The sequence below is a fragment of the Streptomyces sp. NPDC018031 genome, from assembly GCF_044327625.1.
Taxonomy (GTDB): Bacteria; Actinomycetota; Actinomycetes; order Streptomycetales; family Streptomycetaceae; genus Streptomyces.
This window is the reverse complement of the sequence record NZ_JBIRFT010000027.1, coordinates 31,003-43,214: the sequence shown is the minus strand read 5'-3', so window position 1 is coordinate 43,214 and position 12,212 is coordinate 31,003. Positions and strand designations below refer to the sequence as shown.

Below are 12,212 nucleotides of genomic sequence, written 5' to 3'. Positions count from 1 at the left end.
TCGGAGCCGGCCGACGCCCCGGCCGGGCAGGCCCCGGAGACCATCTGACCGGACCTCACCCGCGCCGCCGGTTCCTCCGTTCGGAGCGCGGGGCGACCGGTCACACCGCGGGCCTTCGGGCTCGCACCGGGACGGCGCCGGCCGGGCGGACCGCCGGGATCAGGCGTCCGCGGGCTCCCGCCGCATCGGGGGCCCGTCGGGCGTCGCGGGGACGGCCCCGAAGAGCACCGCCCGGGCCACCTTCGGCGCGAACAGCGTGGTCAGCGGCGCGCTCAGGGAAAGCACCGAGCGGAAGGCCGGGCCCACCACCACGGGGTCGCCCGGGTACCGCTGCTGAACACGCTTGAGGTACCACCCGGCGGGCCGGTCCAGGGCCCGGACCGTGACCGCGTTGCCGACCGCGCCCGGCATGTTCTTGTCCGCCCCCGCGGAGACGTCCCAGGCCTGGCGCGACGCGTCCAGCAGTGCCCGCTGCACCCTGCGCGTCGTCGGCGTACGGCGCGGATCCGACAGCGCGTCACGCAGTGCCACCGCGCTCAACGCGGCGACGGACATGCCCTGCCCGTAGATCGGGTTGAAGGTGCACAGTGCGTCGCCGGTGGCGAGGAACCCCGCCGGGCGGCGGCCGGGAAGGTCGTACCGGCGCCGGACGTTCGCCGTCTTGCGGAACCCGAAGGGCGCCGACAGCGGCTCCGCCTCGAGCAGCCACTCATGCAGGTAGGGGTGGGGGAAGCGGGCCGCGTAATCGGTGAAGCCGGCCCCGTCCGTGGGTGGTTCCTGGTCCCGCAGGCCGGACAGGAGAACGATGTAGTCGCCGTTCTCCAGGGGCAGCACGCCGCCCGCGTACGGCTGTGACCGGTTCGGGAAGAACCAGTAGGCGAGCGCTTCGGTGCCCAGGTGCGCGCTCTTGTTGCGGTACAGCCGGCAGGCGTAGGCCAGGCCGGTGTCGATGGTCTCCTCTTCCGGGGCCTGGGCGCCGAGCGCGCTCAGCCACTGCGGGGCGTGCGAGCCCCGTCCGGACGCGTCCACCACCATGTCGGCCTCGAGGGTGCGCGGTTCCGCGGCCTTGTCGCCCCGTTCGCGCAGCAGTACCCCCCGCACCCGGGTGGCGTCACCGGTCAGCCCGACGACGTCCGTCGACTGGACCGTCGTGATCGCGGGGGCGGCCAGCACCCGTTCCCGGATCAGATGCTCGATCTGGGCCCGGGACCCGGTGGAGATGTGTGTCGTCGGCGCCGTACGCCGGAACCAGCTGCCGCTCCACGTCACCATGTCCGAAGGCATGCCGACCTGGGGGGCGCCCGCCGACCTCAAGTCGGCCATGAACCCGGGCAGAAGCGAGTCCAGGGCGAGCTGGCCGCCGTGCAGCAGCACATGCGCGTGCCGGCCCTGCGGTACGCCGGCCCGGGGCTCGGGGCCCTCCGGGAACCGGTCGCGCTCGACGATCGTCACCCTCTCGGCGTGCTCGGCGAGTACATGCGCGGCGAGCAGTCCCGCGACACTGCCCCCGATGACGACGGCATGCCGCCCGTCGCCGCCACCCCCTTTCCGTCCGCCCGTCGGCTGTGTGTGGCTCACCATCTGACTCCACCCCTCATGGTCAGCAAGTCGATCTCGGACGTACCAGTATCCCCGGCGCGCGCGGGCGGATCACCGGCGGCGCCCGCTCCCGGCCGCGGGAACGGCCCCCGTGTCCGGCCGGGAACGGTGCCCGCGGCCGCCGCCCGGGAGCGCCGGACGCCGGGCAGGGGCGGCCCGGCGTCCGGTGGCCTCGGGACGACGTCGCCGTCATCCGCGGTGACGCGCCGACCCGGTGGCCGGTGCCCGCGCCCCCGCCCTCGCCGGCGGTGACACCGGTGCCGGGCACTGCCGGGGGCCCAGGGCGTCGAATCCCCCCGGGCACCCCGGCCCTGCGGCCCGCCGGCCGAAGGGGGCGCCGTACGGGGAGACTGGAGCGTCCCGACGGCTCAGCCGGCCGCGGCGCCGAACCACCGGGGGAGCCGGTCGAGCAGATCCCGCTGGTCCTCACCGACCCACGCCACATGGCCGTCCGGCCGCAGCAGCACCGCGGGCACGTCCAGTTCCTCGCTGACGTCGACCACATGGTCGACCCGGTCCTCCCAGCCCGCCACCGAGAGCCGGCCGGTCTGGTCGAGCAGCAGCCCGCGGCCGCCGTGCATCAGCTCGTAGAGCCGCCCCCGCTTCAGCCGCACGTCCCGCATGCGCCGGCCGAGCAGTTCATGGCCCTCACCGAAGTCGTAGCGCACCCCGACCGCGGTGATCAGCCCGGTCACGTACCGGTTCGCCTCCTCGAAGTCCAGCAGCCGCGAGAGCAGGCCCCGCAGCGCGACGGCGCCCGGATCGGTCCCCAGCAGCGCCATCTGCGCGCGCGTGTTCTCCAGGACGTCGGCGCCCACCGGGTGCCGTTCGGCGTGGTAGCTGTCGAGCAGCCCCTCCGGGGCCCACCCGCCGATCTCGGCGGCCAGCTTCCAGCCGAGGTTGAACGCGTCCTGCACACCGAGGTTGAGGCCCTGCCCGCCCGTCGGCGGGTGGATGTGCGCCGCGTCGCCGGCCAGCAGCACCCGGCCGACCCGGTAGCGCTCGGCCTGCCGGGTGGCGTCGCCGAACCGGGAGAGCCAGCGCGGCGAGTGCACGCCGAAGTCGGTGCCCGCGACCGCCCGCAGCCGCTGCCGGAACTCCTCCAGGGCCGGCGCGGCGGCACGGTCCTCGGCCACCGCGGAGGCGGGCACGATGATGCGGTACAGCCCCTGGTGCCCGTCCACGTCGGGAACGACGCCGAACCGCAGTTGCGTCGTGCGTACTTCGGCGACGACGGCGGCGATCGTCGCCGGATCCTCGGTCACCTCCATGTCCCCCAGCAGCGTCTCCACCCTGGCGGGCTCGCCGGGGAAACCCACGCCGAGCCGTTTGCGCACCACGCTGCGGCCGCCGTCGCAGCCGACGAGGTAGCGCGAGCGCAGCCGCGTGCCGTCGGCCAGCTCGACGGTCACCCCGTCCTCGTCCTGGCTCAGCCCGACCACCTCGCAGCCGCGCCGGATCTCGGTCCCGAGTTCGACGGCACGCTCCTCGAGCAGCCGCTCGGTCACCGGCTGCGGGGTGGCGAGGCCGTACGGGTGCGCCGTGTCCAACCGGTCCGGCCACGGCTTGTGGATGCCGCCGATGAAACCGCCGACCTGGAACTTCTCGCTGACCGCGAGGAACCGCTCCAGCAGCCCCCGCTGGTCCATCAGCTCGACGCTGCGGGTGTGCAGGCCGCGCCCGCGGGACTGCTCGGTCGGCGCGGTCAGCTTCTCCAGCACCACCACGCGCACCCCGTGCAGCCGCAACTCGCCGGCCAGCATCAGGCCGGTCGGTCCGCTGCCGACCACGATCACGTCAATCATCAGAAGAAGTCCGTTCGACGAACTGGATTCGGGCCGGCTGCTCCGTGGAGTCCGGCGGCACGCACACCCGGATCTCCGCGCCGGGTGCCCGCGGCCGCCCGCGAGCCGCCTGGCGGTTCGTTCCCCGCGCCCAAGGGGCGCGCGGGTACGGCGCGCGTCCCTGGCTTCCGTGGTTTCCGGCCTCGGCCGGAGATTCTGCGGCACGCCCCGGGCCTTGCCGCAAGCCCCCCGGTGCGCTATAAGTTGAGAGTGGCAAGGAGTGGGTGGACCTCCTTGCCTTTGTCATGAAGCCGCTGTCATGAGGCCGACATGAGGCCGCTGTCATGAGGCCGCCCTTCCTCGCGCGTCCCTCCTCGCGCCGTGCCTGCCTCCCCGTGCCTGCCTCCCTGTGCCTGCCTCCCCGGGCCGTCCTTCCTCGCGCTGTCCTTCCCCCGGCTTCCCCCGGCTCCCCCGGGCTCCCCGGGCCGCCCGCCGATTGACGGACCGGCTCCCGGGGGCTCCGGGCGGTCAGCGCCGCAGGACCCTGCTGAACGCGCCCTGCCGGCCGTCCAGTTCCTCCCAGCTGCCGATGTCCGCGATCCGGCCGTCTTCCAGCACCGCGATGCGGTCGGCCCGGCGCACGGTGGCCGGGCGGTGCGCGATCACGATGGTGGTACGGCCCCGGGACGCGGCCGCCAGCCCGGCCGCCAGCTCCGCCTCCCCGGCGGTGTCCAGATGGGCCGTCGTCTCGTCCAGCACCAGGATCCTGGGATCGGCGAGCAGCGCCCGGGCCAGCGCGATCCTGGAGCGCTGGCCTCCGGAGAGGGTGGCGCCGCGCTCGCCGACGAGCGTGCGGTAGCCCTCCGGCAGTGCCTCGGCGATCCGGTCCACGCCGCACACCCGGGCGGCGGCGTGCAGCTCCCGCTCGGTGGCGTCCCGGCGGGCGAGGCGGAGGTTGTCGGCGAGGGTGCCGTGGAACAGGGGTGCTTCCTGGCCCACGACCGCGACGGTGCGGCGCAGTTCGTCGTCCGCCAGGTCCCGCAGGTCCACCGGATCGCCGTAGGCCCCGACCAGCTCCACCGCCCCCGCCACCGGGTCCCAGAACCGGGCCAGCAGGTGGGCGCAGGTGGACTTCCCGGTGCCGGACGCCCCGACCAGGGCGAGGGTCTCCCCGGCCCGGACGGTCAGGTCCAGGCCGTCGAGGACGGGGCCGGCGCCGTAGTCGAACCGGACGCCCCGCAGCCGTACGCCGAGCGGGCCGACCGGCGCCGGGCGGGGTGCCCCGGGGGCGGGCGCCCCCGCGCGAGCCCCGATCGCCGCTCCGACCCGGGAGGCCGCCGCCCGCAGGCCGCCCGCCTGGCCGAGCGCCGCCGACGCGTCGGCGACCGGTGCGAGGGCGCCCAGGGCCAGGGCCATCGCGGCCGGGGTCCACGCCCCGCGCAGCGTGTGCCCGGCGACCGCGACGACCCCGATGACCGCGGCCACCACCAGCAGGTCGCGCACCGCCGCCGCGCCGGCCTCCCATGCGTGCTCGGCCCGCTGCGCCTCACCGAGCCGTTCGCCGTGCTCCCGCAGCCGGGTCCGGCGGCGGTCCAGCGCGCCGAAGGCGAGCAGCTCGCGCAGCCCGTCGACGGTCTCCACGGCTTCGGCGGAGAGCTCGGCGGCCGCCCGGCGGGTGCGGGTCGCGCGTGCGGCCCGGCCCCGGCCCTCCAGCAGCGGTGCGAGCACCAGCAGCCCGGCGGCGGGCAGTACCACCGCCGGCAGCCACGGGTCGAGGGTCGCCAGGACCACCGTGGAGGTACCGAACACGACCGCGGAGGAAGCGAGTTGCGCGACCGCGTGCGCGTAGAAGAACTCCAGCGCCTCCACGTCGCCGAGGGCCGCCGCGGCGAGGTCCCCGCTGCGCCGCCCGCCGATGCGGGCCGGCGCGCTGCGCGCCAGGCCGTCGAAGATCCGTATCCGCAGTTCGGCCAGCACCCGGTAGGCCAAATCGTGCGACAGGTCCATCTCGTGCCAGGTCGCCAGGGAGCGGACCAGGACGAGGACGACGAGGCCGGCCACCACCGCGGCGGACGGGGCCGCCCGCTCGGCGACGGCCGCGCCCACGGCGTGCGCGGCGAGCGTCACCAGCGCGACGAGCGCCGCCTGGTCGACGAGGGCGGCGGCGAAGGTCCGGGCGGTCATCGCCCGGTGCGCGGCGAGGACCGGGAGCAGGGCACGCAGCGCGCCCCGCGCGGGCCCGCCGGCCGCCTCCCGGTCGTCCGCCGGGCCGGGGTCGCCCGGCGCCGCAGCCGCCCCCGCGGACGCCCGGGGCGGGGCCGGTTCCGGGGTGCCGCTCATGCCGCCTCCCGGTAGGTGTGTCCGGCGGCGACCAGCCGCGCGTACAGGCCGCGCTGGGCGACCAGTTCGTCGTGTGTGCCGATCGCGTCGACCCGGCCGCGGTCGAGGACGACGATCCGGTCCGCGTCCCGCACCGACGCCAGCCGGTGGGCGACGACCAGGCACGTGCGGCCCCGCGCGGCGTGCGGCAGGGCCCGGCCGATGTGCGCCTCGCGCCGCTCGTCGACGGCGCTGGTGGCCTCGTCGAGCACCAGGACCGGCGCGTCGGCGAGCAGCGCCCGGGCCAGCGCCAGCCGCTGGCGCTGGCCACCGGAGAGGGCGGCCCCGCGCTCGCCGACGAGCGTGCGGTAGCCGTACGGCAGGCGTGCGATCTCGTCGTGGACCCCGGCCGCGCGGGCGGCCGCGTGCAGTTCCTCGTCGGTCGCCGCCGGGCGGGCGAGCCGGAGGTTGTCGGCGACGGAGGCGGCGAACAGGTACGTCTCCTGGGAGACGACCGCGATGCCGCGCCGCAGCGAGGCCAGCGGGTAGTCCGCGCAGTCCGCGCCGGCCACGGCCACCCGCCCGGCGTCCGGGTCCCACTGCCTCAGCAGCAGGGCCAGCAGGGTCGACTTGCCGGCGCCGGACGGGCCGACGACGGCGGTGGTCCGGCCCGCCTCGGCGGTGAAGGACACGCCGCGCAGCGCCGGGCGGGTGGCGCCCGGGTGGGTGAAGCGCACCTCCTCGAAGCGGATCTCCGGCGGCCGGTGCGGCAACTCGGCCGTCCCGGTGTCGGCGACGGCCGGTCGCGCGGCGCGCAGTGCGGCGATGCCGTCCGCGGCCGACACGCCCAGGTACCCGGCGTGCCATTCGCGGGACAGGTCCCGCAGCGGGCGGAAGCACTCCGACGCCAGCATCAGCAGCAGGTAGGTGCCGGTGGCGGTGGTACCGCCGGAGGCGGCGGACGCGCAGGCGACGAGCGCGGCGGCCACCGTGCCGCCCTGGACGGCCAGGTCGGTGATCCCGGTGTCCACGAGCGACACCCGCAGTTTGGCCACGGTGGCGCGGTGCAGCGCCGTGGAGCGCTCGGTCAGCCGGGCCCGGGTGTGGGCGACCGCGCCCGCGGCGCGCAGCGCGGGCATGCCCTGGAGCGCCTCCAGGTAGTCCGCGGACAGGGCTTCGTAGGAGCCCCAGTGCTCCTGGCCGCGGCGGGCGAGCAGCCGGTCCCACCAGCGGGGGGCGAAGAGGGCGAGGACCAGCGCGGGGGCGAGGACGAGGAGCGCGTACGGCTCGACGGCACCGACCGCGGCCAGCAGCAGCGGCGGCACGGCACAGGTGACCAGCAGCTGCGGCAGGTAGCGGGAGACGTACGCGTCGACGCCCTCGACCCCGTCGACGAGCGTGGCCCGCACGGCCCCGGCGCGGCTGTCCGCGCCGCGCGCCGGGCCGAGGTCGCCGAGCCGGGCCAGCAGCGCGTCGCGCAGGCCGGTCCGCGCACGGGCCCCGGCGCGCACCGCGAGCGTGCGCTGCCGGTGGCCGAGGACGGCGCGCACGGCGACGGCGGCGAGGACGCCGGCCAGCAGGACGGGCAGCTGCGAGGTGTCGCCGCGGGCGGTCCGGGCGAGCGCCAGCGCCAGCAGCACGGCCTGCGCGAGGTGCGTGACGGCCACGGCGCCGAGCAGGGCGGTGGCCCCGAGCAGGGGGCGGCGCGCTGTCCGGGCGGCGCGCAGGAGTTCTGGGTGGAGCATCATGACCCGTCGGTCCTTCCGGTGCGGGGTCGCGGGCCCAGGCCGAGTGCGAGGGCGTGGACGATGTCGGCGGGGCCGTCGCCGGGCCCGGTGCCGTGCTGCCAGGAGCCGACGGGGCGAGCGGCGAGGCCGAGGGCGGTCGCGACGGCCTGGGCGAGTCCGGCTCCGTAGCCGGCGAGCAGATGGTCCTGGCGGATCCGGGCGCAGGGCGCGTCGTCGGGACAGCCGTGGGCGAGGAGCAGGGCGCCCACGCCGGTGAGCCATCCCTGCCGGGCGGCGCGGGTGGCGAGGGCCGCGAGGGGCGGTGGCCGCTCCCCGGCCGTGGGCCGGCGGGTGACGACGGACCAGGACGGCGGGTGCGCGGTACGGGCGGCCGCCGCCACCTCCGCCAGGGTGGCGGCGTCCGGGATCCCGGGGAACGGCGGTCCGGCGCTGCGGCGGGACCGCAGGACGGCCCGCGGCAGCGCGGGCGCCCGTGAAGGGCGCCAGGTGGGGCGCCCCGAAGCGGTCAGGGCGGTCAGCACCTGCCAGGTCCGGTGGAGGTCCGGCGGGACCGGGTGGCGCGTGGCGGGCGGCGGCCCGGCGGGGGCGTAGGCCGACCAGCGCTCCAGCGCGTCGGGCGGGCCGGGGGTCAACCGGACTGCGGTGAGGGGGTGTTCCGGGTCGGCGCCGTGCCAGTCCGGCGGAAGGCCCGCCGCGGCGGCGAGCAGCGGGCCGCCGGCGTCCGGGCACCAGGCGGGCGCCCCCGCGAGGGCGAGGGCGGCGGCCGCGTGGCCGGCGTCGAGCAGCAGCAGCGGCCAGGCCCGGTGCCCGTAGTGGGCGGCCGTGCGCCGGGCGGTGACGGTCAGTACGGCGACCGCCCCGCGGGGCGCGTCGGGACCCACGGTGCCGCGCGGGATCAGCGTGTGGCGGACCGGGTCGTAGGCGTACCGGCCGGGCGGCGGGCCGCCGCCCGGCCCGAGCAGCAGATGGGTGTTGACCGGGTGCAGGGCGCCCGCGGAGGCGTGGGGGCGCAGCCGGGAGCCCGCGAGCGCGAGGGTCAGCAGCCGGTCGAGGGCGTGCGGTACCGGGACCGGGGTCCCCGGCCACGGGGTGACCTGGGGCCCGGCCGGGAAGTCGGGGCCGGGGGGGTCGGCGGAACGGGCGCGGGCGAGCGCCCGGCGGATGGACGTGGTCATGGTTCCTACATGTGCGGTGGCGGTGCGAGGGTGAAGTCACCCGGCAGGACCGGCGCCTCGGTGCGCCAGCCGCGGTCGAGGGCCGCCTCGGCGAAGCGGGGGCAGCCGAGGTAGGCGAACGCGGCGGGCTGGTTGGGCACGAGCCCGGAGACGAGCACTCGGGCCACCCGCAGCGGGGTCTCCGCGACGTCCTCGGTGGTCAGGTCGAAGGTGATCACACGGTGGCCGCCGGCGGCGAGGCGGGCGCGCAGCGCCCCGGGGGTGGCGGACGGGATGTCGGCGAGGGGCACCGTGCCCAGCGCGGGGTGGGTGAAGCGCCGCGCGTACCGGGCCATGCGCGGGTCCAGCCACACCTGGACGTGGGCGCCGAGGTCGCGGACGGCGGCGAAGTCCTCGCCGCAGTCGTCGAGGTAGCGCCGGTCGGGGCGGTGGTCGAGGTAGAGGCCGCGGGCCAGCATGCCTGCCTCGACGGCCCGGAACACCCAGCCGTCCGCCTCGACGGCGCCCTGGGTGAAGACCCAGGTGTGGACGGCTTCCAGCACCGCCTTGCGGGCGGCGTCGGCCGGGTCGTAGCGGCAGGCGAAGCCGGCGGCGTGGATGCCGCGGCGCGGGTCGTGGACCAGTGCCGCCATGCAGGGTGCCAGTTCGGACGGCATCTCCACGATCCACACCGCCAGCTCGCTGCCGGCCAGGTCGGCGGTGAGGCCGGGGACGTCGGCCGGGTCGACGCCGCGGGCCGGTCCGTCCAGGTGCCACCACAGTTCCAGGGCGTCGCGCTCGACGACCTCCAGCAGGGCCCGGTCGACGGCGTCGTCCAGCCCCTGGCCGGTGGCGATGCCCGCGTAGTTGAGGTGGTGGGTGCGGGGCAGGGACCGCAGGGCGCCCTGCCGCCAGTTGAGGTGGGTGAGCGCCACGGGCGCCCAGCAGTCCGCGCCGTCCTCGGTACCGCGGGCCCACAAGGCGGGGGTGTCGGGGGTGAGGGGCCGGTAGGGGAAGCCCGGCCGGGTGTACTGCCAGGAGGCGTAGGCGGGCAGGTCGCCCGGGCCGTAGACGGTGTGCCCCGCCGCGGTGAGTTCGGCGGCGGTGGCGCGGCGCGGCGCGGCGGGGTGGCCGGCCGGTGGGAGCCGGTTTCCGCAGTAGCGTTCGACGGCCTCCGCGATGGCCGCGGTGCGGGCTCCGGCCGGGTCGCCGAAGGTGGTGCCGAGGGAGACCCGGTCGGCGGGCCAGGCGCCGAACCGGCGGGCGTCGGAGACGTCGGCGGTCATCGCGGTGTAGCGGGGCGGGGCGCCGGTGGGGTGCGGTACCGGCTCCACGCCGCGTATCAGCCCGCAGACCGGGTCCACGAGGGCTTCGAGGTTCACGTCTGGATCTCCTGGACGGGGTCGATGCGGCGGGCGCCCCGGACGACGGGGAGGGCCAGGGCGCTGCCGCGGGTGCGGACGGTGCGGCGGGAGGCGGCCAGGCGGGTGGCCGTCACCGGATCCTCACCGGTGTGCGGGTTGCGGGCGTGGGCCGGGAAGTGGTGGCCGGCGACCTCGACGCGCAGCCGGGTCCCGGCGGGCAGGCGGCGGGCGAGGTGTCCGAGGGGGACGCGGAACGGGCCCGGGCGGGTGCGGCGCACGATGCCGGCGGCCAGGGGTTCGGCGCGGCCGGCCGGGTCGAGGGCGACGACCCGCACCGCCCAGTCGGCGGACGGGGTGTCGGCCACGGCGTCCAGCCGCGCCTCGGCGGGCCCCAGCAGGTCCACCGGGCGGGGGAGCGGGGGAGTGGCCAGCAGGCAGCGGTCGGGCACCCCGTCGCGGGGCACGTCGAGCGTGTCGGAGCGGACCGGCCGCTCGGGGTCGGCGACGAACTCGGCGCCGTGCAGCAGGCGCAGGCCGCCGGGCGCCCCGAAGGGGTACGGGGTGGCGGGGACCGGGTGGCCGGCCGGGTGCCAGTGGTCGCTGCCGCCCAGCGCCACGGCCCCGTGGCGGCCGGTGAGCGCGCCGCCGAGGGCCGCCCGGGCCCAACCGACGTACACGGCGCCCAGGTCGAGCCGGTGGCCCGGGCGGGCCTCGGGCGCCGGCTCGGCGGTCAGCCGGTGGCCCCAGGGGCCGAGCAGCAGCCGTGCGGGGCCGGGCCAGCGCCGCCACAGCCGGGCGGTGTCCTCGGCGAACGGGTCGCGGGTGCCGCCGACGGCGAGCAGGGGCACCGGGGCGGCCGGCTGGTCACGGCGGTGCGCCCGCCACAGGCCGGGCCAGCCGGGGAGGTCGAGCACGCCGGTGAGGGGCAGCCGCTCCAGTGCGGACGGGTCCAGCGGGGTGGTGGCGGGCACGCGGCGGTCGCCGTGCTCCCACCACCAGCCGGCGCGGGCCAGCAGGCGCTCCGGCCCGGTCGCCTCGCGTGCGGTCTCGGCGAGCCCGAGGGCGGGGACGGCGGCGATGACCGCGTCGGCCTCGGCGGCGACGGCCAGCGCGCAGTGGGCGCCGTACGAGGCGCCCGCGGCCACGACCCTGCCGTCACTCCATCCCTGGTCGCGGACCCAGCGCAGGGTGGCGGAGCCGTCCTCGGCCTCGTGGCCGCCGTACGGGTGCCAGTCGCCCGGCGAGGCGTACCGGCCGCGGACGTCCTGGGCGAGCGCGGCGAAGCCCCGGGCGGCCCAGCCGCGCAGTTCGGCGCGGTGCCGGCGGCGGTCGTAGGGGGTGCGGAGGACCACCGCCGGGTGGCGGCCGGGGGACGCGGGCAGGCAGAGGTCGGTCGCCAGCCCGGCGACGCGTACGGTCCGGTTCATCGGCGCCCGCTCGGGGGCAGCGGGGCGACCTCGGGCACCGGCAGGACCGGGTGCTCGCTGACGCTGAGGTCGCGCAGGTCGATCCGGCGCAGCCGGCGCCGCGGGGCGAGCGGGGCGCCGCCCGCCCAGGCGATGAGGTCGCCGGTGAGGAGCGCGGCGGTGAGCGCCGCGGACGCCTCGGTGTGTCCCGGTCCGGTGTCCGGGGTGCGGTGGCCGGCCCAGTAGGCGGCGAGTTCCCGGTGGGCCGGGGTCGCGGCGAGCCGCCGCAGCCGTACGTGCGCCGAGGTGACGTCACCGGCCGCGCAGGCGAGGGGTTCCAGCCAGGCGTGGGCGCCCTCGCGGTGGCAGCGCAGCCAGGCCGTGCCGTGGGCGGGGAGGCGGTCGGCCGGCCGCCACGCCGTGGTGGGTGCCGGCTGGTCCAGGCACCAGACGACCGCGGTGCGGGCGGCTTCCGGCCCGGCCACCTCGGGCAGCGCGGTGTGGTGGTGGACGGCGGCTCCCGCGGCCTCGGCGTACCGGGCGAGCGGGCCGGTGAGCCCGGTGTCGCCGAGGACGACCACGGTGCGTCCGTCGAGCGGGCCCGCGGGCCGGGTGCGGCCGAGGTAGCCGGCGGCGGCGAAGGCTTCGGTGAGGGTGGCGAGTTCCGGGCCGGCCGCCGGGGCGCCCGTCGTCAGGTGGCCGACCAGCGCGGCCTCGGACACCTGTCCCGTGTCGACGCGCAGGAATGTTCCGTCGGGCGTGCGGACGGCCAGTCCCCGGTCGGGGACGGTGACGAGGGCGACGCCGGGCGCGAGCCGTGCGGTGGTCACGGGGGGTT

The 12,212-nt window shown here is 77.8% G+C and carries 8 protein-coding genes; all 8 read right to left on the bottom strand.

What is annotated here, in order from left to right:
- Positions 1-159: 159 nt before the first annotated feature.
- Positions 160-1,581, bottom strand: a complete 1,422-nt coding sequence (locus ACH4B3_RS32550) for an FAD-dependent oxidoreductase (RefSeq protein ID WP_398469083.1) — start codon at positions 1,579-1,581, stop codon at positions 160-162.
- A 386-nt stretch (positions 1,582-1,967) separates the two neighbouring features.
- On the bottom strand, positions 1,968-3,404 hold the full coding sequence (rox, locus tag ACH4B3_RS32545; RefSeq protein ID WP_398469081.1) for a rifampin monooxygenase: 1,437 nt from the start codon (positions 3,402-3,404) through the stop codon (positions 1,968-1,970).
- Positions 3,405-3,911: 507 nt separating this feature from the next.
- The gene (locus tag ACH4B3_RS32540) at positions 3,912-5,723 is read right to left on the bottom strand and encodes an ABC transporter ATP-binding protein (RefSeq protein WP_398469079.1); all 1,812 of its coding nucleotides are present in this window, start codon (positions 5,721-5,723) and stop codon (positions 3,912-3,914) included.
- Positions 5,720-7,450, bottom strand: coding sequence for an ABC transporter ATP-binding protein/permease (locus tag ACH4B3_RS32535; protein ID WP_398469077.1), 1,731 nt, complete (start codon positions 7,448-7,450; stop codon positions 5,720-5,722). Before ACH4B3_RS32535 ends, ACH4B3_RS32540 begins: the two co-directional genes overlap by 4 nt.
- Entirely contained in the window at positions 7,447-8,625 is a 1,179-nt protein-coding gene (locus ACH4B3_RS32530) for a hypothetical protein (RefSeq protein ID WP_398469075.1), read from the bottom strand. Before ACH4B3_RS32530 ends, ACH4B3_RS32535 begins: the two co-directional genes overlap by 4 nt.
- Positions 8,626-8,630: 5 nt before the next feature.
- A complete protein-coding gene (locus tag ACH4B3_RS32525) occupies positions 8,631-9,986 on the bottom strand; it encodes a YcaO-like family protein (RefSeq protein WP_398469073.1) in 1,356 nt (451 codons plus the stop codon).
- Positions 9,983-11,395 carry a CocE/NonD family hydrolase gene (locus ACH4B3_RS32520; protein ID WP_398469071.1) on the bottom strand — a complete coding sequence of 471 codons (1,413 nt, stop codon included), beginning with the start codon at positions 11,393-11,395 and terminating at the stop codon, positions 9,983-9,985. The genes ACH4B3_RS32525 and ACH4B3_RS32520 overlap by 4 nt, the downstream gene beginning before the upstream one ends.
- Positions 11,392-12,204 carry a hypothetical protein gene (locus ACH4B3_RS32515; protein WP_398469069.1) on the bottom strand — a complete coding sequence of 271 codons (813 nt, stop codon included), beginning with the start codon at positions 12,202-12,204 and terminating at the stop codon, positions 11,392-11,394. Before ACH4B3_RS32515 ends, ACH4B3_RS32520 begins: the two co-directional genes overlap by 4 nt.
- Positions 12,205-12,212 lie beyond the last annotated feature (8 nt).

Coding starts and splice junctions, on each gene's coding strand:
- ACH4B3_RS32550 (WP_398469083.1), bottom strand. CDS start 1,581: ATGGTGAGCCACACACAGCCGACGGGCGGACGGAAAGGGGGTGGCGGC.
- rox (WP_398469081.1), bottom strand. CDS start 3,404: ATGATTGACGTGATCGTGGTCGGCAGCGGACCGACCGGCCTGATGCTG.
- ACH4B3_RS32540 (WP_398469079.1), bottom strand. CDS start 5,723: ATGAGCGGCACCCCGGAACCGGCCCCGCCCCGGGCGTCCGCGGGGGCG.
- ACH4B3_RS32535 (WP_398469077.1), bottom strand. CDS start 7,450: ATGATGCTCCACCCAGAACTCCTGCGCGCCGCCCGGACAGCGCGCCGC.
- ACH4B3_RS32530 (WP_398469075.1), bottom strand. CDS start 8,625: ATGACCACGTCCATCCGCCGGGCGCTCGCCCGCGCCCGTTCCGCCGAC.
- ACH4B3_RS32520 (WP_398469071.1), bottom strand. CDS start 11,395: ATGAACCGGACCGTACGCGTCGCCGGGCTGGCGACCGACCTCTGCCTG.